Source organism: Citrobacter sp. SX206 (genome assembly GCF_024181025.1).
In the GTDB taxonomy this organism is placed as follows: Bacteria; Pseudomonadota; Gammaproteobacteria; order Enterobacterales; family Enterobacteriaceae; genus Citrobacter; species Citrobacter youngae.
On record NZ_CP049738.1, the window covers coordinates 4,457,089 to 4,478,670 of the forward strand.

24 protein-coding genes are annotated in these 21,582 nt (G+C 53.8%); 15 read left to right on the forward strand and 9 right to left on the reverse strand.

All coding sequences use genetic code 11. The annotated features are described in order from the left end of the window. Positions 1-79 precede the first annotated feature (79 nt). Entirely contained in the window at positions 80-700 is a 621-nt protein-coding gene (gene sodA, locus G8S19_RS21470) for a superoxide dismutase [Mn] (RefSeq protein WP_005121766.1), read from the reverse strand. Positions 701-989: 289 nt separating this feature from the next. Here sodA and rhaT point away from each other — a divergent pair, with 289 nt between their 5' ends. Continuing rightward, complete coding sequence (rhaT, locus tag G8S19_RS21475) at positions 990-2,024, forward strand: L-rhamnose/proton symporter RhaT (protein WP_199970745.1); 1,035 nt, start codon at positions 990-992, stop codon at positions 2,022-2,024. On the opposite strand, the gene rhaR is transcribed toward rhaT, so the two are convergent. Beyond that, positions 2,021-2,869 carry an HTH-type transcriptional activator RhaR gene (gene rhaR, locus G8S19_RS21480; RefSeq protein ID WP_253685867.1) on the reverse strand — a complete coding sequence of 283 codons (849 nt, stop codon included), beginning with the start codon at positions 2,867-2,869 and terminating at the stop codon, positions 2,021-2,023. The genes rhaT and rhaR overlap by 4 nt on opposite strands. A gap of 152 nt (positions 2,870-3,021) precedes the next feature. After that, positions 3,022-3,870 carry an HTH-type transcriptional activator RhaS gene (gene rhaS / locus G8S19_RS21485; protein WP_048214016.1) on the reverse strand — a complete coding sequence of 283 codons (849 nt, stop codon included), beginning with the start codon at positions 3,868-3,870 and terminating at the stop codon, positions 3,022-3,024. Positions 3,871-4,173: 303 nt separating this feature from the next. Between rhaS and rhaB the strand changes: the two genes are divergently transcribed. From rhaB to rhaM, 5 genes are all read left to right on the forward strand, one after another. Further along, entirely contained in the window at positions 4,174-5,643 is a 1,470-nt protein-coding gene (rhaB, locus tag G8S19_RS21490; RefSeq protein ID WP_253685868.1) for a rhamnulokinase, read from the forward strand. Next, complete coding sequence (rhaA, locus tag G8S19_RS21495; protein ID WP_061066962.1) at positions 5,640-6,899, forward strand: L-rhamnose isomerase; 1,260 nt, start codon at positions 5,640-5,642, stop codon at positions 6,897-6,899. Before rhaB ends, rhaA begins: the two co-directional genes overlap by 4 nt. Before the next feature lie 143 nt (positions 6,900-7,042). After that, entirely contained in the window at positions 7,043-7,867 is an 825-nt protein-coding gene (rhaD, locus tag G8S19_RS21500; protein ID WP_086523527.1) for a rhamnulose-1-phosphate aldolase, read from the forward strand. An 11-nt stretch (positions 7,868-7,878) separates the two neighbouring features. Next, positions 7,879-9,027: a lactaldehyde reductase gene (fucO, locus tag G8S19_RS21505; protein ID WP_057063170.1), complete on the forward strand. Its 1,149-nt coding sequence runs from the start codon at positions 7,879-7,881 to the stop codon at positions 9,025-9,027. Next, the gene (gene rhaM, locus G8S19_RS21510) at positions 9,024-9,338 is read left to right on the forward strand and encodes an L-rhamnose mutarotase (RefSeq protein WP_061066959.1); all 315 of its coding nucleotides are present in this window, start codon (positions 9,024-9,026) and stop codon (positions 9,336-9,338) included. The genes fucO and rhaM overlap by 4 nt, the downstream gene beginning before the upstream one ends. A gap of 84 nt (positions 9,339-9,422) precedes the next feature. On the opposite strand, the gene G8S19_RS21515 is transcribed toward rhaM, so the two are convergent. Continuing rightward, positions 9,423-9,971 (reverse strand): helix-turn-helix domain-containing protein, encoded by a 549-nt coding sequence (locus tag G8S19_RS21515; protein ID WP_003028726.1) that lies wholly within the window; start codon positions 9,969-9,971, stop codon positions 9,423-9,425. A gap of 101 nt (positions 9,972-10,072) precedes the next feature. Here G8S19_RS21515 and G8S19_RS21520 point away from each other — a divergent pair, with 101 nt between their 5' ends. Together G8S19_RS21520 and G8S19_RS21525 are read left to right on the forward strand one after the other, a co-directional pair. Then, complete coding sequence (locus G8S19_RS21520) at positions 10,073-10,732, forward strand: AzlC family ABC transporter permease (protein WP_048214023.1); 660 nt, start codon at positions 10,073-10,075, stop codon at positions 10,730-10,732. Then, on the forward strand, positions 10,732-11,055 hold the full coding sequence (locus tag G8S19_RS21525; RefSeq protein ID WP_061066958.1) for an AzlD domain-containing protein: 324 nt from the start codon (positions 10,732-10,734) through the stop codon (positions 11,053-11,055). The genes G8S19_RS21520 and G8S19_RS21525 overlap by 1 nt, the downstream gene beginning before the upstream one ends. A gap of 42 nt (positions 11,056-11,097) precedes the next feature. Here G8S19_RS21525 and G8S19_RS21530 read toward each other — a convergent pair whose 3' ends face one another. Together G8S19_RS21530 and fdhD are read right to left on the reverse strand one after the other, a co-directional pair. After that, the gene (locus G8S19_RS21530; protein ID WP_003825262.1) at positions 11,098-11,310 is read right to left on the reverse strand and encodes a DUF1471 domain-containing protein; all 213 of its coding nucleotides are present in this window, start codon (positions 11,308-11,310) and stop codon (positions 11,098-11,100) included. Between the two features lie 128 nt (positions 11,311-11,438). Continuing rightward, positions 11,439-12,239 (reverse strand): formate dehydrogenase accessory sulfurtransferase FdhD, encoded by an 801-nt coding sequence (gene fdhD / locus G8S19_RS21535; RefSeq protein WP_217438277.1) that lies wholly within the window; start codon positions 12,237-12,239, stop codon positions 11,439-11,441. Between the two features lie 230 nt (positions 12,240-12,469). On the opposite strand from fdhD, the gene fdnG reads away from it, so the two are divergent. Genes fdnG through fdhE form a run of 4 tightly spaced genes read left to right on the forward strand, consistent with a single transcriptional unit; the run spans position 12,470 to position 17,993 of the window. After that, on the forward strand, positions 12,470-15,520 hold the full coding sequence (gene fdnG, locus G8S19_RS21540; RefSeq protein ID WP_253685869.1) for a formate dehydrogenase-N subunit alpha: 3,051 nt from the start codon (positions 12,470-12,472) through the stop codon (positions 15,518-15,520). A gap of 12 nt (positions 15,521-15,532) precedes the next feature. Then, positions 15,533-16,435, forward strand: coding sequence for a formate dehydrogenase O subunit beta (fdoH, locus tag G8S19_RS21545; protein WP_003028691.1), 903 nt, complete (start codon positions 15,533-15,535; stop codon positions 16,433-16,435). Continuing rightward, entirely contained in the window at positions 16,432-17,067 is a 636-nt protein-coding gene (gene fdoI, locus G8S19_RS21550; protein ID WP_137381433.1) for a formate dehydrogenase cytochrome b556 subunit, read from the forward strand. The genes fdoH and fdoI overlap by 4 nt, the downstream gene beginning before the upstream one ends. Then, complete coding sequence (gene fdhE, locus G8S19_RS21555) at positions 17,064-17,993, forward strand: formate dehydrogenase accessory protein FdhE (RefSeq protein WP_003028685.1); 930 nt, start codon at positions 17,064-17,066, stop codon at positions 17,991-17,993. Before fdoI ends, fdhE begins: the two co-directional genes overlap by 4 nt. 36 nt (positions 17,994-18,029) lie before the next feature. On the opposite strand, the gene G8S19_RS21560 is transcribed toward fdhE, so the two are convergent. Then, on the reverse strand, positions 18,030-18,404 hold the full coding sequence (locus tag G8S19_RS21560) for a type II toxin-antitoxin system VapC family toxin (protein ID WP_003028682.1): 375 nt from the start codon (positions 18,402-18,404) through the stop codon (positions 18,030-18,032). Then, positions 18,404-18,646: a CopG family transcriptional regulator gene (locus G8S19_RS21565; RefSeq protein ID WP_043018956.1), complete on the reverse strand. Its 243-nt coding sequence runs from the start codon at positions 18,644-18,646 to the stop codon at positions 18,404-18,406. The genes G8S19_RS21560 and G8S19_RS21565 overlap by 1 nt, the downstream gene beginning before the upstream one ends. A 204-nt stretch (positions 18,647-18,850) precedes the next feature. Between G8S19_RS21565 and G8S19_RS21570 the strand changes: the two genes are divergently transcribed. The 3 genes from G8S19_RS21570 (at position 18,851) to G8S19_RS21580 (ending at position 20,620) form a co-directional block, all read left to right on the forward strand. Continuing rightward, a complete protein-coding gene (locus G8S19_RS21570) occupies positions 18,851-19,780 on the forward strand; it encodes an alpha/beta hydrolase (RefSeq protein ID WP_253685870.1) in 930 nt (309 codons plus the stop codon). An 85-nt stretch (positions 19,781-19,865) separates the two neighbouring features. Further along, a complete protein-coding gene (locus G8S19_RS21575; RefSeq protein ID WP_115601211.1) occupies positions 19,866-20,177 on the forward strand; it encodes a type II toxin-antitoxin system HigB family toxin in 312 nt (103 codons plus the stop codon). Next, a complete protein-coding gene (locus tag G8S19_RS21580) occupies positions 20,174-20,620 on the forward strand; it encodes a type II toxin-antitoxin system HigA family antitoxin (protein WP_253685871.1) in 447 nt (148 codons plus the stop codon). The genes G8S19_RS21575 and G8S19_RS21580 overlap by 4 nt, the downstream gene beginning before the upstream one ends. Before the next feature lie 11 nt (positions 20,621-20,631). On the opposite strand, the gene fabY is transcribed toward G8S19_RS21580, so the two are convergent. Further along, the gene (fabY, locus tag G8S19_RS21585) at positions 20,632-21,573 is read right to left on the reverse strand and encodes a fatty acid biosynthesis protein FabY (RefSeq protein WP_048214031.1); all 942 of its coding nucleotides are present in this window, start codon (positions 21,571-21,573) and stop codon (positions 20,632-20,634) included. Between the last annotated feature and the right edge of the window lie 9 nt (positions 21,574-21,582).

The following is a 21,582-nucleotide window of genomic DNA, read 5'->3' on the forward strand; positions in this document are numbered from 1 at the left end:
TCATTGTTTTTATATTGATTTTGATCACAAAAAAGCCCCCGCAGGCATCGCTTGCAGGGGCTTAATTAACGCGTCGAACTTATTTTTTCGCGGCGAAACGTGCAGCAGCTTCGTCCCAGTTCACCACGTCCCAGAACGCTTTGATGTAGTCCGGGCGACGGTTCTGGAATTTCAGGTAGTAAGCGTGTTCCCAAACGTCCAGGCCCACGATCGGGAAGCCGGAAGCGCCAGAGATAGCTTCACCCATCAGCGGGGAATCCTGGTTAGCGGTGGAAACAACAGCCAGTTTGTCACCTTTCAGAACCAGCCACGCCCAGCCGGAACCGAAACGAGTGGCTGCTGCTTTTTCAAATTCAGCTTTGAAGTTGTCAACAGAACCGAAGTCACGTTCGATAGCCGCTTTCAGGTCGCCCTGCAGCGTGGTACCGGTTTTCAGGCCTTTCCAGAACAGGCTGTGGTTAGCGTGACCGCCAGCGTTGTTACGCAGAACGGTTTTCTTATCCGCAGGCAGCTGATCCAGTTTGGTGATCAACTCTTCAGCAGACAGGCTCGCGAATTCAGGCAGGCTTTCCAGCGCAGCATTAGCGTTGTTTACGTAAGCCTGGTGGTGTTTGGTATGGTGGATTTCCATCGTCTGCTTATCGAAGTGCGGTTCAAGGGCATCATAAGCGTACGGCAGGGATGGCAGTGTATAACTCATAATCATCTCCAGTATTGTCGGGCGGCCAGTGTTAACGCCGCGTAAGCAGTTGGGTCATTATAGTTAATTAAATGATATTGAAAATGATTATCAATGCCGTACTTTTTACAGGGTCTTAATTATTCATCACCATTACTGAAGATGTGAGCCAAATCACCCAGTTAACGTGATGATTGCCAACAAGAGGACAAAGGCGGCAATCGTCAAAAGGTTAATCATCTGCGTAATTTTTAAACTCGTTGTGTCGGAGGGGTTATGACCGACGATAAAAAATAACGAGGATTCAGTCATGAGTAACGCGATTACGATGGGTATTCTTTGGCATTTGATAGGTGCAGCCAGCGCAGCCTGTTTCTATGCCCCGTTCAAACAAGTTAAACATTGGTCATGGGAAACAATGTGGTCGGTTGGCGGGATCGTCTCCTGGCTTATCCTGCCATGGACCATCAGCGCCATGTTGCTTCCCAACTTCTGGGCCTACTTCAGTTCTTTCAGCCTCTCCACGCTGGCACCCGTATTTCTGTTTGGCGCGATGTGGGGGATCGGTAATATCAACTATGGCCTGACCATGCGCTATCTCGGCATGTCGATGGGGATTGGTATTGCGATTGGTATTACCCTGATTGTCGGCACGCTGATGACCCCTATCATCAACGGTAACTTTGATGTGCTGATCAGCACCGATGGCGGGCGCATGACGCTACTGGGCGTATTGGTCGCGCTGATTGGCGTGGGCATTGTGACCCGCGCAGGACAGTTGAAAGAACGTAAAATGGGCATCAAAGCAGAAGAGTTCAACCTGAAGAAGGGGCTGGTGCTGGCGGTAATGTGCGGCATTTTCTCTGCCGGGATGTCCTTTGCGATGAACGCGGCGAAACCCATGCACGATGCAGCTGCCGCGCTGGGCGTTGATCCGCTGTATGTCGCGCTACCAAGCTATGTCGTCATCATGGGCGGCGGTGCTTTAGTCAACCTGGGCTTCTGTTTTATTCGTTTGGTAAAAGTGAAAGATCTTTCGATAAAAGCCGACTTCTCGTTAGCCAAACCGCTGATCATCACCAACGTGCTACTGTCCGCGCTCGGTGGCCTGATGTGGTATCTGCAATTCTTCTTCTACGCCTGGGGCCACGCTCGCATTCCGGCGCAGTATGATTATGTCAGTTGGATGCTGCACATGAGCTTCTATGTCCTGTGCGGCGGTATTGTTGGTCTGGTGCTGAAAGAGTGGAAAAACGCGGGCCGCCGTCCGGTCAGCGTACTGAGCCTCGGCTGCGTGGTCATTATTCTCGCGGCAAATATTGTCGGTCTGGGGATGGCCAGTTAATCATTCGGGCTGCTGAGATGACGCCACTGGCTCGGCGTCATCCCGGTTTCCCGCGTAAATACCACCGAAAAGTAGTTACTGTCTTCAAAGCCGCAGCGCATAGAAATTTCACTGATCATCAGTCTACTGTGCTTAAGCAGATACTGAGCATGGCAAACCCGTACCTGGCGGAGATACTGATTGATGGTCATCCCTGTCTGGCTGCGAAACTGCTGACGCAAAACTCGCTCACTGCACTGTTCCTGCTCACAGAATTTATCCAGCGCAAAGGCATGTTCATGACTCCCGGCCAACGCGGTAATCAGCTTATCCAACAACGTTTCACTTGATGTCGCTGGCAGCGTATCCGTGGCGTAGCGGTGCCGCTTGAAATGAGTCACCAGTTGCCCAAACAGCAACTCGGCCATTTCAAAAGCCAGCGGGTCACGCTGATTACTCTCATGTTCAAGCTGACTAATTATCTGCCGGGCCTGGGACATACCCGCGCTGCCAAGCCGCCAGTGGGGCTGTCGCGGCGAGCCGTTAAATCCTGGGATCGCGCTTTCCCAGCCGACATTCAGCGTCAGCCGTTCCGGGCAGTAAATGATATTTTGCAGGACGAGATCGTTAACTGAGGTGTAGGAGTGTTTGTCTTCGGCACGGATATAAAACAGATCGCCGCGGGTTATCCGGTACGGGCGATCGTTGAGAACATGCAGGCCATTGCCGCGCCAGACCAGAACCAGCTCGCAAAACTCATGGGTATGCTCTGCAAAGACATCCTGCGGATAACGATCGGCTACGGCGACAGCCTGCTGCTCATGCGCAAAAAAGTCTGATTTCAGAAGGACCAGATGATTCACCATCACATCACCTCAACCTGAACGCTTGCCGGATGCGCTACGTTTATCCGGTCTACAAGGCATCCACGTAGGCCGGATAAGGCACAGCCGCCATCCGGCATAAAAGGGTATGATTATCAGCAAACGGACGGCAAAAAACGTTGATAGCTTTCGCGTTACTGGAGGCTGCTTCCAGTAATGACATCGCGTCCCTGTCGGATATCGCGCGGCGACCAGTTAAACTCCCGGCGAAACAGCGTCGAAAAATGGTTACTGTCACCGAACCCACAACGATAAGCGATGTCCGTCACGCTGTCATCACTGTGACGTAGCAAATGGCGGGCTTTGATAAGCCGTAGGCGGTTGAGATAGCGCTGTGGCGTCAGCCCGGTCTGTTGTTTAAGCTGGCGGTGCAAAGTCCGTAAAGAGAGCGAAAACTGCTCGGCTACAGCTTCCCAGCACACTTCGTCGGCAAAGTTATCCTCCAGCCATGCCAGTAGTTGGTTCAGTCGCGCATCATTATCTGTTGCCGCTTCCATCAGGCTGCTTTTACGCAACAGCACCAACAGCTGCATGAACAAGATCTCACGATTTGCCGCCGTTGGCGTATCCATTGCCTCTCCAAGATTTTCCATTTGCCCCACCAGATGCCGAACCTGCTGCAACACGCTCTGATTCACCCGCCAGTGTGACGGATATTGCCCATTCAGCTCCTGGGGTAACAACTGATTCAGCCCGGCCAAAAACTGAAACGCATCCGGGGAACGATACAGAATATTGGTCAGACACAGGTTGTCAGTATGTTCATATAAGTGTCTGTCATGATCGCGGACAAAACACACCGTTCCCCCGCTAATGGTATAAGGCTGTCCATTGAACACATGAATTCCCGTACCATGTTCAACCACTACAATTTCATGAAAATCATGATGATGTTCTGGAAAAGCAGGCTGAGGAAGCCGGGGCTCAATCGCCACGGGCGCTTTACCTGTCGGAAAAAAATCCACGCAATGCAATACCGTCATGATGACATCCTTCCCGATCAAATGAACATGACTGAATAGTAATTAAGGGTTATCACCCTCACCTTAAATTTTTGACGCCAAAGTGCGTAAACACGGTCAATTCTTCAAGAAATAGCGGGAAAGATCGGGAATTGCGGAAGGGGTCACATCAGGTGAAACCGTCCCCATTAGTAGAAACTGTGAACGCTATCACGTTCACCTTTGCCATGCTGCCAGCCGCGTATTGTCGCTGTCACTAACAAGAAGGTACGCCATTTCACGGGTTCTTAGACTGAGTGCAATGAAACTCAGAAGGACCTCGCTATGACTCTTCGCCATTGTGTCGCTGTTGATCTCGGTGCATCCAGTGGACGCGTAATGCTGGCGCGTTACGACAGTAAACACCGTACCCTGACACTGCGTGAAATCCACCGCTTTGTTAACTGTCTGCAAAAAACAGACGGTTTTGACACCTGGGACATCGACAGCCTGGAAAACGACATTCGTCTGGGGTTGAAGAAAGTCTGCGATCAAGGCATTCGGATCGACAGCATCGGCATTGATACCTGGGGCGTGGATTATGTCCTGATCGATAAAAACGGTCAGCGCGTTGGGTTGCCAGTCTCTTATCGCGATAGCCGCACGAACGGCATTATGTCGCGGGCCATGACGCAGCCAGGTAAAAGTGACATCTATCACCGTAGCGGCATTCAGTTTCTGCCCTTTAATACCCTGTATCAGCTCCGCGCGCTGGTCGAGCAGCAACCGGAACTAATCCCCCAGGTGGCGCATGCCCTGCTGATCCCCGATTACTTCAGCTATCGCCTGACCGGCGAACTGAACTGGGAATACACCAACGCCACCACCACCCAGTTAGTCAATATCAACACCGACGACTGGGACGAAACCCTGCTGGCCTGGAGCGGTGCCGACACAACGTGGTTTGGCCGCCCCACGCATCCGGGGAACGTAATTGGTTACTGGATTTGTCCACAGAAAAATCAAATCCCGGTGGTTGCCGTCGCCAGCCACGACACCGCCAGCGCGGTGATCGCATCACCGCTGGCCGATAAAAATAGTGCCTATCTCTCTTCCGGTACCTGGTCACTGATGGGGTTTGAAAGCCGAACCCCATATGCCAACGATGCGGCACTGGCGGCGAACATCACCAACGAAGGGGGCGCGGAAGGGCGCTACCGCGTGCTGAAAAACATCATGGGGCTGTGGCTACTTCAGCGCGTGTTAAAAGAGCGGCAGATAACCGACCTGCCTGCCCTTATCGCTCAAACCCAGGCGCTGCCGGCCTGCCAGTTTCTGATTAACCCCAACGACGAGCGCTTTATCAATCCTGACGATATGAGTGCGGAAATTCAGGCGGCCTGTCGTGAATCAGGCCAGCCCGTTCCTCAGCAAAACGCCGAACTGGCGCGCTGTATTTTCGACAGTCTGGCGTTGCTGTACGCCGATATCCTGCAGGAACTGGCTGAGCTTCGCGGCGAAGCATTTCACCAACTGCACATCGTCGGCGGTGGGTGCCAGAACGCATTACTCAACCAGCTTTGCGCGGACGCCTGCGGTATTCGCGTCATATCCGGGCCTATTGAGGCCTCCACGCTCGGCAATATTGGCGTCCAGTTGATGACGCTGGACGAGCTTAACAACGTCGATGATTTCCGTCAGGTGGTGCGCGCCAACTACGACCTGACCAGCTTCATCCCCAATCCTGAAAGTGAAATTGCCCGCCACAAAGCGCAGTTTCAACCATTACGACAGACAAAGGAGCTTTGCGCATGACCACTCAACTTGAACAAGCCTGGGAACTGGCAAAACTGCGTTTCGCAGCGGTAGGTATTGATGTCGAGGAAGCATTACGCCAGCTCGATCGTCTGCCGGTCTCCATGCACTGCTGGCAGGGCGACGACGTAGCCGGATTCGAAAACCCGGAAGGTTCGCTCACGGGTGGAATTCAGGCAACCGGTAACTATCCGGGCAAAGCGCGTAACGCCAGCGAACTGCGTGCCGATCTGGAGCAGGCGCTGAGCCTGATCCCGGGTCCAAAACGTCTGAATTTGCATGCGATCTATCTGGAGTCTGATACGCCAGTTGCCCGCGACCAAATCAAACCTGAACACTTCAAAAACTGGGTTGAGTGGGCGAAAGCGAACCAGCTAGGGCTGGATTTCAACCCGTCCTGCTTCTCACATCCGCTGAGTGCCGACGGTTTCACGCTGGCCCACGCCGATGACACCATTCGCCAGTTCTGGATTGACCACTGCAAAGCCAGCCGTCGCGTCTCGGCGTATTTTGGCGAGCAGTTGGGTACGCCATCAGTGATGAACATCTGGATCCCGGATGGCATGAAAGACATCACCGTTGATCGTTTAGCGCCGCGCCAGCGTCTGCTGGACGCGCTGGACGAAGTGATCAGCGAGAAACTCGACCCGGCGCACCATATCGATGCCGTCGAAAGCAAGCTGTTTGGCATTGGTGCGGAAAGCTACACCGTCGGCTCTAACGAGTTCTACATGGGTTACGCCACCAGTCGCCAGACGGCGCTGTGCCTGGATGCGGGTCACTTCCACCCGACCGAAGTGATTTCCGACAAGATCTCCGCCGCCATGCTGTACGTGCCGCGCCTGCTGCTGCATGTCAGCCGTCCGGTGCGTTGGGACAGCGATCACGTGGTGCTGCTGGATGATGAAACCCAGGCGATTGCCAGCGAGATCGTGCGCCACAACCTGTTTGACCGCGTACACATCGGCCTCGACTTCTTCGACGCCTCCATTAACCGCATCGCCGCGTGGGTGATCGGCACCCGCAATATGAAAAAAGCCCTGCTGCGCGCGCTGTTAGAACCGACCGGGCAACTGCGCCAGCTCGAAGCCAGCGGCGACTACACCGCACGCCTGGCTCTGCTGGAAGAGCAAAAATCGCTGCCGTGGCAGGCCGTCTGGGAGATGTATTGCCAGCGTCACGACACGCCAGCGGGCAGCCAGTGGCTGGAAAGTGTGCGCGCTTATGAAAAAGAGATTTTGAGCAAACGTGGCTAACTGTGACGCCAGGCTTGTAGGCCGGATAAGACGCCCCGCGTCGCCATCCGGCAATAAATGAAACACGATTGCCGGATGGCGCTTCGCTTATCCGGCCTACGTAAGACCCGATAACGTTCGGGCAATAAATGGGAACACCGAACATGCAAAACATTACCACTTCCTGGTTCGTCCAGGGGATGATTAAAGCCACTTCCGATGCCTGGCTGAAAGGTTGGGACGAACGCAACGGCGGCAACCTGACACTGCGCCTGGATGAGGCAGATATTGCGCCATTTAGCGCCGATTTCCACGAAAAACCACGCTATATCGCGCTGAGCCAGCCGATGCCGCTGCTGGCGAATACGCCGTTTATCGTCACCGGTTCGGGAAAATTTTTCCGCAACGTCCAGCTCGACCCGGCCGCAAATCTGGGCGTGGTGAAAATCGACAGCGATGGCGCGGGTTACCACATTCTGTGGGGTCTGACCCACGAAGCCGTACCGACTTCCGAACTGCCCGCCCACTTCCTATCCCACTGCGAGCGCATTAAAGCCACCAATGGCAAAGACCGCGTGATCATGCACTGCCATGCCACCAACCTGATCGCCCTGACCTACGTACTGGAAAACAATACCGCGCTGATGACCCGCAAACTGTGGGAAGGCAGCACCGAGTGTCTGGTGGTGTTCCCGGATGGCGTCGGTATTCTGCCGTGGATGGTGCCAGGTACCGATGAAATCGGTCAGGCCACCGCCGAAGAAATGCAGAAACACTCGCTGGTACTGTGGCCGTTCCACGGCGTGTTCGGCAGCGGACCTACCCTCGACGAAGCGTTCGGTTTGATCGATACCGCAGAGAAGTCCGCTGAGGTTCTGGTCAAGATTTACTCGATGGGCGGTATGAAGCAGACCATTACGCGTGAAGAGCTGATCGCACTTGGCAAACGCTTCGGCGTGACGCCGCTGGCCAGCGCACTGGCATTGTAAGGAGAATAATGATGAGCTTTATGTTGGCACTGCCAAAAATTAGCCTGCATGGCGCCGGCGCGATTGCCGATATGGTGAACCTCGTGGCGAATAAGCAATGGGGTAAAGCGCTGATCGTCACCGATGGTCAACTGGTAAAACTGGGCCTGCTGGATAGCCTGTTTGCCGCGCTGGATGAACATCAGATGTCTTACCACCTGTTTGATGAAGTGTTTCCAAACCCGACGGAAGAGCTGGTGCAGAAAGGTTTCGCGGCGTATCAGGACGCAGAATGTCACTACATTATTGCCTTCGGTGGCGGTAGCCCGATCGATACCGCTAAAGCGGTGAAGATCCTGACCGCCAACCCCGGCCCTTCTACCGCTTACTCCGGCGTAGGCAAAGTGAAAAATGCGGGTGTACCGCTGGTCGCCATCAATACCACCGCCGGTACGGCAGCAGAGATGACCAGCAACGCGGTCATTATCGACTCTGCCCGTAAGGTCAAAGAGGTGATCATCGACCCGAATATCATCCCGGATATCGCCGTGGATGACGCCAGCGTCATGCTGGACATTCCGGCATCCGTCACCGCCGCAACCGGCATGGACGCCCTGACCCATGCGGTAGAAGCCTATGTTTCCGTTGGCGCGCATCCGCTCACCGACGCTAACGCGCTGGAAGCGATTCGCCTGATCAACCTGTGGCTACCGAAAGCGGTCGACGACGGTCATAACCTCGAAGCTCGTGAGCAAATGGCGTTTGGTCAGTATCTGGCGGGTATGGCATTTAATAGCGCTGGCCTGGGTCTGGTACATGCGTTGGCACATCAGCCGGGCGCAACCCATAATCTGCCGCACGGCGTCTGCAACGCCATCCTGCTGCCGGTAATCGAAAACTTTAACCGCCCGAACGCCGTGGCGCGCTTTGCCCGCGTGGCGCAAGCGATGGGCGTCGATACCCGTGACATGAGCGATGAAGCGGCAAGTATGGAGGCCATCAACGCGATTCGTGCACTCAGCAAGCGTGTCGGTATTCCTGCGGGCTTTAGTTCACTTGGCGTGACGAAAGAGGATATTGAAGGCTGGCTGGATAAAGCGTTGGCCGATCCGTGTGCGCCGTGCAACCCGCGCACCGCCAGCCGCGACGAGGTCCGCGAGCTGTATCTGGAGGCGTTATGATCCGCAAAGCCTTTGTGATGCAGGTGAATGCCGATGCGCACGTTGAGTACCAGCGTCGTCATAACCCCATCTGGCCAGAACTGGAAGCAGTGCTGAAAGAACACGGTGCCCATCACTACGCGATTTATCTCGACGAGGAGCGCAATCTGCTGTTCGCCACCGTTGAGATTGAGTCCGAAGAACGCTGGAATGCCGTTGCCAGCACCGACGTTTGCCAGCGTTGGTGGAAACATATGCGTGACGTAATGCCGGCCAACCCAGACAACAGTCCGGTCAGCGCAGAGCTAAAAGAAGTGTTTTATTTGCCGTAAGTCGTGTGCCCGGTGGCGCAAGCTTACCGGGCCTACGGTTCTATTTTTTCCTGGTCGGATAAGCGATAGCGCCCTCCGGCAATTTCAATTCTGCTCAGAAACCAGAATCGCCTGGGTGTCAGGCTCCAGTGCTTTAAAGATATGCGCCTGGTCAGCGGGGTAGCAAATATAGTCGCCCTCGCCTAACTCCTCCGGCGCTTCCGTCAACCCCACCATCGCCTTACCCTGCGTCACGATAATATGTTCAACCGATCCCGGTGGATGCGGTTGTGAAATACGATCTGCGCCCGGTTGCGTCAGCAGCAGATAGATATCCCGCCGCGCGCCCGGTGGGCAGGCTGCCAGTAAAATAGCCTGATAGTGGGCCTGCTCAGCCACGACTTTTGTCCCTTCGCCACGGCGAATCACCTGCGTTTTTTGCTCCTGCGGTTCCAGTAATCGGGCAAAGGGGATATCCAGCGCCACACACAGCGACCACAGCGTTTCCAGGCTAGGATTACCATTTCCCGCTTCCAGCTGCGAGAGTGTCGATTTTGCAATTCCCGCGCGACGGGCAATTTCTGCCAGCGATAAACCGGTGCGCTGACGTTCACGCACCAGACTTTTCGCGATCATACTGATGGGTTGGGTCATTCTCGACTCCATGTTCTTTATATCGAACGAATCGTTCGACTTGTAAATCAAACTGATTGTGTTCATTATAATGGAAACTCGTTCGATATGGCTAAAACGGTATGAAACATTATTTTTCCAGCCTAAAAGGCGACACGATTAAAGCGATATTTTTAGTGTGCCTGGCCGTCGGCGTGGTAGGCATGTCCTACGGTTCGCTGGCAATGGCTTACGGCTTCCCGATTTGGGTGCCCTTTGTACTCTCGATTACAGTACTGGCCGGAGCTTCTGAATTTATGTTTATCGGTATTATCGCCAGCGGCGGAAATCCGTTAGCGGCAGCGGCGGCCGGGTTACTGGTGAATGCCCGACATGTACCGTTTGGCGTGACGGTACGCGATCTGGTCGGCACTCGCGCCGCCAGCTTTCTAGGCTGTCATATCATGAACGATGAAAGCGTGGTGTTCGGCCTGTCGCAGAAAACACCGGAACAACGTAAAGCCGCCTACTGGTTATGCGGTCTGGGCGTCGCCATTTTCTGGCCGATTGGCACACTGATCGGCGCCGGTGTCGGCAAGCTGCTCCCGGCACCTGAAACCATTGGGCTGGATGCCGTTTTCCCTGCCATTTTGTTGGCCTTAGTGGTTCCGGCCTTTAAAAACCGCACCACTCTCATCCGTGCCTGTAGCGGGGCCGCATTGTCACTCGCTTCCGTACCTTTCGCACCGGTAGGCTTGCCGGTACTGCTTTCACTGTTTGGCTTACTGACGAGGAAAAAATAATGGGCAACATGACGCTGTTTATCGTCGGTATCGCCGTGTTATCTCTGGGAACCTATTTAATGCGTTTAGGAGGAGCAAAACTGGGAGGCCGTTTAGCCTTTTCTGAACGTTCACAGGCGTTGCTTTCTGATGCTGCAACGGTGCTACTGTTTTCCGTTGCGCTGGCAACCACCTTTTACGAAGGCGAACACTTTGCCGGCATGGCGCGCGTGCTGGGCGTGGCTTTTGCGGTGTTTCTCGCCTGGCGTAAGACGCCATTGATTGTGGTGATTATCGCTGCAGCAGTGGTAACCGCACTGCTGAGAATGGCGGGTATAAACTAAAAAAGCGCCCCAAGGGCGCTCTTTCGACAATACTAAGGTCTCTTATTTCAGCAGTTCAGCAGTCATGTGCACGCGGTTACCGGTGTATGCCTGAGTGATTTTGTAATCGCTGGCACCTGCGCGTTCAGCCTGAGCGGCAATTTTTGCTTCAGCGCTTTCCAGCGTAGAACCGGTTGCGGTAACTGTCTGAGCAGCGAAAGAACCGAAAGACGTAGCCAGAGCGATAACTGCGACAAAAGTTTTGATGCTTTTCATGATATAAACCCTTTCACTTAGTTGTTTGAGTAAGGCACCGTGCCTTGATGTGATAAATAGTAGCCTTCATATCACGCAACTAAAAGCGGAAGGATTTGCCTATCTTATTCAAATTAACTGAACACTTATTACTCAGCGATCAACCGCTGCGGATGGGTGTAGATCGTCGCCCTGCCGGGTTTGCAAAAACCCACCAGCGTCAGGTTACAACGTTCGGCAACTTCTACGGCAAGCGTTGTCGCGGCTGAGACAGCAAACAGGATCTCCACGCCACACATCGCCGACTTTTGCACCATCTCGTAGCTGGCGCGGCTGGAGACTAATACTGCGCCCGCCCGCCAGGCTTCCCCTTCGATAGCACGTCGTCCCAGCAGTTTATCCAGCGCCACATGACGCCCGACATCTTCATGTCCACCCGCCAGATGGCCTGATGGCTGTACCCAGGCAGCCGCGTGCGTGCAGCCTGTCAGTTGCCCCACGGGCTGGAAATCAGGGAGATGCCTTAAGGCGTTATCGAGATGTGCCAGATCGAATGTCTGGGTAAACGGCAGAGGCTGGACCGGCTTGCCAATGTCATTGAGTTGTTCAACGCCGCAAACGCCACAACCGGTACGACCGGCCAGTGCACGACGTCGCTCCTTCAGCCCCATAAATCGACGACTGGACAGCTCAACCTGCACTTCTAATCCGTTACAGGAAGGAACCACTTCCATGGCGTAGATATCCTGCGGGCGCTCAATAATGCCTTCAGAAAGTGAAAAGCCCAGCGCAAAGTGCTCAAGATCTTTCGGTGACGCCATCATCACCACGTGCGAAATCCCGTTGTAAACCAGCGCAACCGGCACTTCTTCAGCGACCTCATCTGGCTGAGGATGTTGCAAATCCTCGCGTTTCCAGAGAGTCAACTGACGCGATCCTGCACAATTCATCACATTTTTGACTTCTTCTTGATGGATTTTATTCACTTTCTTTTAACCATATTGGAACACACATACCAACATTGTGGTATTCTTTACAAACCCCTCCTGGACGGAGGGAAATTCACCCAATTCTGGACCTTTGCGGTCCCGTCCGCAAAGAAAAATAACAACCACTTCCCTCGCGCTCGAGTAACGGAAAAGTGAAGGGAACGTGACAATGTCGAAACAAGGAGCGAACCATGCAGGTCAGCAGAAGGCAGTTCTTTAAGATCTGCGCTGGCGGTATGGCAGGCACCACGGCAGCGGCACTGGGTTTTGCACCCGGCGTAGCGCTCGCGGAAACACGGCAATATAAACTGCTGCGCACCCGCGAAACCCGTAACACCTGCACTTACTGTTCCGTTGGCTGTGGACTGTTAATGTACAGTCTCGGTGACGGAGCAAAAAACGCCAAAGCATCCATCTTCCATATCGAAGGGGACCCGGATCACCCGGTGAACCGTGGCGCGCTGTGCCCGAAAGGGGCAGGACTTGTGGACTTCATCCACTCCGAAAGCCGCCTGAAATTCCCGGAATACCGCGCACCAGGCTCTGATAAGTGGCAACAGATTAGCTGGGATGAGGCATTTGACCGCATCGCTAAGCTGATGAAAGAAGACCGCGACGCAAACTACGTTGCACAAAACGCCGAAGGCGTAACCGTTAACCGCTGGCTTTCCACCGGGATGCTGTGTGCTTCCGCTTCCAGTAACGAAACCGGCTATTTAACGCAAAAATTCTCCCGCGCGCTCGGTATGCTCGCGGTCGACAACCAGGCACGCGTCTGACACGGACCAACGGTAGCAAGTCTTGCTCCAACATTTGGTCGCGGTGCGATGACCAACCACTGGGTCGACATTAAAAACGCCAACCTCGTTGTGGTGATGGGCGGTAACGCCGCTGAAGCCCACCCGGTCGGATTCCGCTGGGCGATGGAAGCTAAAATTCACAACGGCGCGAAGCTGATTGTGATCGATCCGCGCTTTACGCGAACCGCAGCGGTGGCTGATTTCTATGCGCCGATTCGTTCCGGTACTGACATTGCCTTCTTGTCAGGCGTCTTGCTGTACCTGCTGAACAACGAAAAATTCAACCGCGAATACACTGAAGCCTATACCAACGCCAGCCTGATCGTGCGTGAGGATTACGGTTTCGAAGATGGCCTGTTCACTGGCTACGACGCGGACAAACGCAAGTATGACAAAACCAGCTGGAACTACGAGCTGGATGAAAAAGGCTTCGCCAAACGCGATGTCACCCTGCAACACCCGCGCTGCGTGTGGAACCTGCTGAAACAGCACGTCTCCCGCTATACGCCGGACGTTGTAGAAAATATCTGCGGTACGCCAAAGGCTGACTTCCTGAAGGTCTGTGAGTACATCGCAGAAACCAGTGCCAAAGATAAAACCGCGTCGTTCCTGTACGCCCTTGGCTGGACACAACACTCCGTAGGTGCGCAGAACATCCGTACCATGGCGATGATCCAGTTGCTGCTTGGCAACATGGGGATGGCTGGTGGTGGTGTTAACGCCCTGCGCGGTCACTCCAATATTCAGGGTCTGACCGACTTAGGCCTGCTGTCACAAAGCCTGCCGGGCTATATGACGCTGCCAAGCGAGAAACAAACTGACCTGCAAACCTACCTTGCCGCCAACACGCCAAAACCGTTGCTGGAAGGTCAGGTGAACTACTGGGGCAACTACCCGAAATTCTTCGTTTCGATGATGAAAGCCTTCTTTGGCGATAAAGCGACAGCGGAAAACAGCTGGGGCTTCGACTTGCTGCCGAAGTGGGATAAAGGGTACGACGTTCTGCAATACTTCGAGATGATGAACCAGGGCAAAGTGAATGGCTATATCTGCCAGGGCTTTAACCCGGTCGCGTCATTCCCGAATAAAAACAAGGTCGTGGCTTCACTGTCCAAACTGAAATTCCTGGTCACCATCGACCCGCTCAATACCGAAACGTCTACCTTCTGGCAGAACCACGGTGAGTCGAACGATGTGGATCCGTCGAAAATCCAGACCGAAGTATTCCGTCTACCATCCACCTGCTTCGCCGAAGAGAACGGTTCTATCGTCAACTCCGGTCGCTGGTTGCAGTGGCACTGGAAAGGCGCGGACGCCCCGGGGATTGCCGTTACCGATGGTGAAATCCTCGCCGGTATCTTCCTGCGCATGCGCAAGATGTATGCCGAGCAGGGTGGCGCGAACCCGGAACAGGTGCTGAGCATGACCTGGAACTACTCCACGCCGCACGAACCGGCTTCGGAAGAAGTGGCGATGGAGAGCAACGGTAAAGCGTTGGCCGACATTATCGACCCGGCAACGGGGGCAGTCATCGTTAAGAAAGGCCAACAGCTTAGCTCGTTTGCCCAACTGCGTGACGACGGCACCACTTCCAGCGGCTGCTGGATTTTTGCCGGTAGCTGGACGCCGGAAGGTAACCAGATGGCACGTCGCGATAATGCTGACCCGTCAGGCCTTGGCAACACGCTGGGCTGGGCATGGGCGTGGCCGCTCAACCGACGCATTCTGTATAACCGCGCCTCCGCTGACCCGCAGGGGAATCCGTGGGATCCAAAACGTCAGATCCTGAAATGGGATGGAGCGAAATGGAGCGGGATGGATATTCCGGACTACAGCGCCGCCGCACCTGGCAGCAACGTTGGGCCGTTCATCATGCAGCCTGAAGGGATGGGACGCCTGTTTGCTATCGATAAGATGGCGGAAGGTCCGTTCCCGGAACACTACGAGCCGTTTGAAACGCCGCTGGGGACTAACCCGCTGCACCCGAACGTTATCTCAAACCCTGCCGCGCGTATCTTCAAAGATGACGCGGAAGCACTGGGTAAAGCAGATAAGTTCCCGTACGTCGGTACGACCTACCGTCTGACCGAGCACTTCCACTACTGGACCAAGCATGCGCTGCTGAACGCCATCGCTCAGCCGGAACAGTTCGTGGAAATTGGCGAGAAGCTGGCGAATAAGCTCGGTATCTCCCACGGCGATACCGTCAAAGTCTCCTCTAACCGCGGCTACATTAAAGCCAAAGCAGTGGTGACCAAACGTATTCGCACGCTGAAGGCCAACGGTCAGGATATCGATACCATCGGTATTCCGATTCACTGGGGCTACGAAGGTGTGGCGAAAAAAGGCTTTATCGCTAACACGTTAACGCCATTCGTCGGTGATGCGAACACGCAGACGCCGGAATTTAAGTCCTTCCTCGTGAACGTGGAAAAGGTGTAACGGAGACGACCTATGGCTTATCAATCGCAAGACATCATTCGTCGTTCCGCCACTAACGGTTTCACCCCCGCGCCTCAGGCGCGGGACCATCAGGAAGAGGTGGCGAAGCTTATCGACGTCACCACCTGTATCGGCTGTAAAGCGTGTCAGGTGGCGTGTTCTGAATGGAACGACATCCGTGATGAAGTGGGCAACAACGTTGGGGTGTACGACAACCCGGCTGATTTGACCGCCAAATCCTGGACGGTAATGCGCTTCTCGGAAGTGGAACAAAACGACAAACTGGAGTGGCTTATCCGCAAGGATGGCTGTATGCACTGCGCCGATCCGGGCTGCCTGAAGGCGTGTCCGGCTGAAGGCGCAATCATTCAGTATGCCAACGGTATCGTCGACTTCCAGTCCGAGCAGTGTATCGGCTGTGGCTACTGTATCGCAGGCTGTCCGTTCGACGTGCCGCGCCTCAACCCGGAAGACAACCGCGTCTACAAATGTACGCTGTGCGTTGACCGTGTCGTGGTCGGGCAAGAACCGGCCTGCGTGAAAACCTGCCCAACCGGCGCCATTCATTTCGGCACCAAAGAGTCGATGAAAACGCTGGCAGGCGAGCGTGTGGCAGAGCTGAAAACGCGTGGTTACGAAAACGCGGGTCTGTACGATCCGGCAGGCGTTGGCGGTACGCACGTCATGTACGTATTGCACCATGCCGACAAGCCGAATCTGTATCACGGCCTGCCGGAGAACCCGGAAATCAGCGCCACCGTGAAATTCTGGAAAGGCATCTGGAAACCTCTCGCAGCCGTCGGCTTTGCAGCGACATTTGCGGCCAGTATCTTCCACTACGTCGGCGTAGGTCCGAACCGTGCGGAAGAGGAAGAAGACAATCTGCATGAAGAAAAAGACGAGGTGCGCAAATGAAACGACGTGACACCATCGTGCGCTACACGGCGCCGGAACGCATCAACCACTGGGTAACCGCCTTCTGCTTCATTCTGGCGGCAGTGAGCGGGATGGGCTTTCTCTTCCCGTCTTTTAACTGGCTGATGCACATCATGGGCACGCCGCAACTGGCGCGAATTGTGCACCCGTTTGTCGGCGTGATTATGTTTGCCTCGTTTATCATCATGTTTTTCCGTTACTGGCATCACAATCTAATCAATCGGGATGATATCTTTTGGGCGAAGAATATTCGTAAGATTGTCGTCAACGAGGAAGTAGGTGACACGGGACGTTATAACTTCGGCCAGAAATGCGTATTCTGGGCGGCGATTATCTTCTTGGTCCTGTTGCTGGTGAGCGGAGTGGTCATCTGGCGTCCGTATTTTGCGCCTGCTTTCTCAATCCCGGTGATCCGATTCGCGTTAATGCTGCATTCATTTGCCGCAGTAGCGCTAATTGTGGTTATCATGGTGCACATTTACGCCGCCCTTTGGGTGAAAGGCACCATTACCGCGATGGTGGAAGGATGGGTTACCAGTTCATGGGCGAAGAAACATCACCCGCGCTGGTACCGTGAAGTCCGAAAGACAACGGAAAAGAAAACTGAATGAGTATTCGCATAATCCCGCAAGATGAGCTGGAGAAGAGCGAGAAACGCACGGCGGATATGATTCCGCCGTTATTATTCCCCAGACTCAAAAATTTGTATAACCGCCGCGCTGAGCGACTGCGCGAGCTGGCCGAGAACAACCCGCTGGGCGATTACCTGCGCTTTGCCGCGCTGATCGCCCACGCGCAGGAAGTGGTGCTGTACGACCATCCGCTGCAGATGGATCTGACCGCGCGCATCAAAGAAGCGAACGATCAGGGCAAACCGCCGCTGGATATCCACGTCCTGCCACGCGACAAGCACTGGCAAAAGCTGCTGCAGTCGTTGATTGCTGAGCTGAAGCCAGAGATGAGCGGTCCGGCGCTCGCCGTGATCGAGAACCTGGAAAAAGCCTCAGAGCAGGAGCTGGAGCTGATGGCCAGCGCGCTGTTTGCCTCTGATTTTGCCTCCGTCAGCAGCGACAAAGCACCGTTCATCTGGGCTGCCCTGTCGCTCTACTGGGCGCAGATGGCAAGCCTGATCCCCGGCAAAGCCCGTGCGGAATACGGTGAACAGCGTCAGTACTGCCCGGTGTGTGGTTCAATGCCGGTCTCCAGCATGGTGCAAATCGGTACCACCCAGGGTCTGCGTTATCTGCACTGCAACCTGTGCGAAACCGAGTGGCACGTGGTGCGCGTGAAGTGCAGCAACTGCGAACAGAGCCGTGATTTGAACTACTGGTCGCTGGATAACGAACAGGCGGCAATCAAAGCTGAAAGCTGCGGCGACTGCGGGACTTACCTGAAGATTCTCTATCAGGAAAAAGACCCGAAAGTCGAAGCCGTGGCCGACGATCTCGCTTCACTGATGCTGGACGCGCACATGGAGCAGGAGGGCTTTGCCCGCAGTTCCATCAACCCGTTCCTGTTCCCGGGTGAAGGGGAGTAAGGTCTTCACACTACCGGGCGGCGTAGGTCGCCCGGGTTATAATGTATACGGTGTGACCACACCGGATAGGCCTGCAAAATCCTTAGTATTTCGCGTAACCAGCGTAAGACGATGAATCTGTGCTGTTGCCAAAATAATGGCATCCGGCAATTTCATCCCATATTCCTGTCTGATACTCACGCTTCGTTCAGCAATATCCTGTGAAACGCCGATCACGTTAAAAGCACCTAGCGCAACACGAGTACGGGCTTCCTGATGGTATTTTTTTGCACCCACCATCACCTCCATCCATGTAATGAGGCTGATTGCATTCTGCGGCGGCCATGTTTCTATCGCTAGTTTTGCTTCATTTCTCCCGCTAAACAGGTCGATGAGGATGTTGGTGTCAAAAAGTGCGGATCCTTTGACCATTACCATTCCTCACGGAGTTTACGCTGGTATTCAACACCATCTTCCTCACAGCCTTGCCACAGCCCAAGAGCACGTGAAATTGTGGTTTCGGCCTGATCCTGCCTCTCAAGATACTGTTCAACGGCCTCCCGTAAAAGTTCTGCTCGCGGCAGGTTGCGCTGCACCTTGAGATCATCAAGACGTTTAATCACTTCATCTGATAAATCGAGTAAAATTCTGCCCATATCCATCCCAGCCATCATACTCACATATACCTCCAGTATATCATCAGCGATTAATTTCCACACAACATACACCTAGGAAAAGCGGGAAAATAGCTTTCACGTGAACGATTTTTACTTTTGCGAGCCGCTTTCCAGAATCATAACGCCCCTTTTTTTCCCATTTTCATTTGTGAGTATCCAGGTTATAAAACTGTATATCCATACAGATAAGAGTATTTAAAAATGGCACTGGAAAGCGGGATTGCGCAGTTAGTTGAGGCATTTATCGCGGCGGGACGCCCTTCTTCCCGCGAACAGAATATTGATGACCGGAGAGCGGGCTATATTGCCAGTACGGCGTTGGCCGGAGAAACAGAAACCCGCGTACAGGTTGAAGATATTGAACTCGATACCATGACGTTTCGCGTTGTTTCGCCTCTTAACTCTGCGGAAACGCTGCCCTGCGTCATTTACTATCATGGCGGATGTTTTGTCAGCGGTGGGTTTGCTACGCATGATAACCAACTAAGGCAGCTCGCCTGGTTCAGCGGCTGTAGGGTCATTGCAGTACAGTACCGCCTTGCGCCAGAGCATACTTTCCCGGCAGCACATAACGACGCTGAAACCGGGGCCAATATCATCTGGAAATATGCCCAGAAACTGGGAGTCGATCGCGAGCGCATAACCCTTGCTGGCGACAGCGCGGGCGGGCACCTGGCGCTGGTCACAGCACTACGCCTGAAAGCGGCCAGGCAATGGCAACCTGCACAGCTTATGCTGATCTACCCGATGCTGGACGCAACCGCCAGGTTTGCGAGCTATGACCATAATGGACAGGATTACATTATCACCCGCGACACGCTGCTTTCGGGCTACGAAATGTATATGCCGAAAACCGATCCATTGCATCCCGAAGTCAGCCCACTCTGGCGTGAAGACTTCAACGGTTTACCGCCCACGCACATCATTACCGCTGAATTTGACCCACTGTGCGATGAAGGAGAGGCCCTGTTTCACCAGCTCCAGAAGCAAGGTGTGGACTGCACCTGTCAGCGCTATCCCGGCGTTATCCACGGATTTTTTCAGTTAGGAGGCGTAAGCCAGACAGCGCGAAACGCAATGCGCGACGTGGCCTGGCGTGTTAGAAGCCAATCAGCGGAGATAATTTCTTAATATTCAATGTTGTTTTCAACTTGAAAACATGATGGCATTGCGTTAGATTGTTTTCAGGTTGAAAACTATGTAATGGAACTACATCGTGCATGTTATCAGCCGAAAACCATTCAATGAGGGTATGCTCATGTATCCAAACCATGGGCTTGCTCTCTCTGAGTTGCTGAATGTTTTGGAGAAAAAAACATTCCATCACCCTGAAGAGATGAAACAGTATATTCCTTCTCTTGATAATTTTAAGTACAGGAATAAATGGTGGGTAATTGATGTTTCTGGTAACAACCTGAGACTCATTGCCTACATAGATTTCAGGTTACATAAGGTATTTGTGAAGCATATCGTTCTCCACGCCGAATATGACAAACTGACAGAATATTATCGGGGCCATAAAGAATGAGATCTCATCGTCATATGGACGCAGCCAGCGCAAAAAAGATCGTTGATACCTTCAGTTGTGCTGTAAAAACGATCCCTCTTTTGGGGGAAGAACGCAATGAAACGGAGTATCGAAGGGCACTAGCGCTAGTAGAGTTTCTGGTTGACCACGACGATCTTGAAAACCCACTATTTGAATTACTTAGTGCCCGAATCAGTGAATACGAAAAACATGCACCAGAATTCAGAGCGCTCAATCAACACCTGAAACAAATCCCCTCTGGCGTTTCCGTATTGCGTACGCTCATGGATCAGTACGGATTAAAAGCCACCGACCTCGCCAAAGAGCTTGGTTCTAAATCGAACGTCAGCAACATCCTAAATGGCCGTAGAGCACTGACTGTAAGCCATATTAAAGCACTTGCAGAACGCTTTAAACTTCCGGCAGATGCATTTATCGAGTAGAGGGTATCCCCCTACTCTTCCTCGTTACCGCCTTCTTCATATGCGCCAAACGGTTTCGCAGGTAGCACAATGTAAGTACCTTCAAACACGACGCCCGCCGTGTCATCGCCAAATACCCCGACCTGCATCTGCACGCGCGCCTTGCGGCCTCTTGCCAGACGATCAAGGTCACCGCTCAGCGAGCCCAGATCGGCAATAGCAGTTGGTTTCCCGGTGATTGGCCTGCTGTATCGGATATGCGCGTCGGCGAGGATAATCGTTCCCCCCAGATGACGCTCACGCAGCATCAGCCAGATAAGTCCCCAGCCCGTTAGCGTCGCCAGTGAAAACAGGCTTCCGGCAAACAGCGTGTGGTGCGGATTCTGATTGCCCGTCTCGGGCATCGTGGTAATAAATTTCTGCCCGGTGTACTGCTGAATACGCACGCCCATTTTCTCACTCAATGGAATATGTTCGTACCAGGCTTGCTGTAGCTGTCCACACCAGTCACCGCGATGGAGAATATCGTCCAGCGTCGCAATGGGCTTAATCATCAAAAAGTGGCGCACCGGCGTGGTTTGCGGCGTGGTGATTTCTCCCTGGCTCACAAAACCGAGCTTGGCGAAAAACTCGACCGCATCTTCACGGGCGCTACAGGTTACACGCTTTACTCCTTCCTGACGTGCCACTGACTCCAGAGTCATCGCCATCAGCGTGCCCAACCCTTTCTCTTGCACGGAGGGATCTACGGCCATAAAACGTATGGAGGCTTCGTTATCCGCATTGATATACAAACGCCCTACAGCAACCAGATTCCCCTCTTCGTCCACCACCATCTGGTGATGCGCCATCGCGTCCCAGGCATCCCGTTCGGAGCCTTTTGGCTGGTGCAATGGTTTACGCAGCATCTCCCAGCGAAACTGGTAGTAGCGCTCCAATTCTTCTTCTGTTTGCGGTACTCGAAGGTGATACATAGTTGTATT

Bases quoted from the DNA above. Each gene is read 5' to 3' on its own strand.
- sodA (WP_005121766.1), bottom strand. From the start codon at position 700: ATGAGTTATACACTGCCATCCCTGCCGTACGCTTATGATGCCCTTGAA.
- rhaT (WP_199970745.1), top strand. From the start codon at position 990: ATGAGTAACGCGATTACGATGGGTATTCTTTGGCATTTGATAGGTGCA.
- rhaR (WP_253685867.1), bottom strand. From the start codon at position 2,869: ATGGTGAATCATCTGGTCCTTCTGAAATCAGACTTTTTTGCGCATGAG.
- rhaS (WP_048214016.1), bottom strand. From the start codon at position 3,870: ATGACGGTATTGCATTGCGTGGATTTTTTTCCGACAGGTAAAGCGCCC.
- rhaB (WP_253685868.1), top strand. From the start codon at position 4,174: ATGACTCTTCGCCATTGTGTCGCTGTTGATCTCGGTGCATCCAGTGGA.
- rhaA (WP_061066962.1), top strand. From the start codon at position 5,640: ATGACCACTCAACTTGAACAAGCCTGGGAACTGGCAAAACTGCGTTTC.
- rhaD (WP_086523527.1), top strand. From the start codon at position 7,043: ATGCAAAACATTACCACTTCCTGGTTCGTCCAGGGGATGATTAAAGCC.
- fucO (WP_057063170.1), top strand. From the start codon at position 7,879: ATGAGCTTTATGTTGGCACTGCCAAAAATTAGCCTGCATGGCGCCGGC.
- rhaM (WP_061066959.1), top strand. From the start codon at position 9,024: ATGATCCGCAAAGCCTTTGTGATGCAGGTGAATGCCGATGCGCACGTT.
- G8S19_RS21515 (WP_003028726.1), bottom strand. From the start codon at position 9,971: ATGACCCAACCCATCAGTATGATCGCGAAAAGTCTGGTGCGTGAACGT.
- G8S19_RS21520 (WP_048214023.1), top strand. From the start codon at position 10,073: ATGAAACATTATTTTTCCAGCCTAAAAGGCGACACGATTAAAGCGATA.
- G8S19_RS21525 (WP_061066958.1), top strand. From the start codon at position 10,732: ATGGGCAACATGACGCTGTTTATCGTCGGTATCGCCGTGTTATCTCTG.
- G8S19_RS21530 (WP_003825262.1), bottom strand. From the start codon at position 11,310: ATGAAAAGCATCAAAACTTTTGTCGCAGTTATCGCTCTGGCTACGTCT.
- fdhD (WP_217438277.1), bottom strand. From the start codon at position 12,239: ATGAATTGTGCAGGATCGCGTCAGTTGACTCTCTGGAAACGCGAGGAT.
- fdoH (WP_003028691.1), top strand. From the start codon at position 15,533: ATGGCTTATCAATCGCAAGACATCATTCGTCGTTCCGCCACTAACGGT.
- fdoI (WP_137381433.1), top strand. From the start codon at position 16,432: ATGAAACGACGTGACACCATCGTGCGCTACACGGCGCCGGAACGCATC.
- fdhE (WP_003028685.1), top strand. From the start codon at position 17,064: ATGAGTATTCGCATAATCCCGCAAGATGAGCTGGAGAAGAGCGAGAAA.
- G8S19_RS21560 (WP_003028682.1), bottom strand. From the start codon at position 18,404: ATGGTCAAAGGATCCGCACTTTTTGACACCAACATCCTCATCGACCTG.
- G8S19_RS21565 (WP_043018956.1), bottom strand. From the start codon at position 18,646: ATGATGGCTGGGATGGATATGGGCAGAATTTTACTCGATTTATCAGAT.
- G8S19_RS21570 (WP_253685870.1), top strand. From the start codon at position 18,851: ATGGCACTGGAAAGCGGGATTGCGCAGTTAGTTGAGGCATTTATCGCG.
- G8S19_RS21580 (WP_253685871.1), top strand. From the start codon at position 20,174: ATGAGATCTCATCGTCATATGGACGCAGCCAGCGCAAAAAAGATCGTT.
- fabY (WP_048214031.1), bottom strand. From the start codon at position 21,573: ATGTATCACCTTCGAGTACCGCAAACAGAAGAAGAATTGGAGCGCTAC.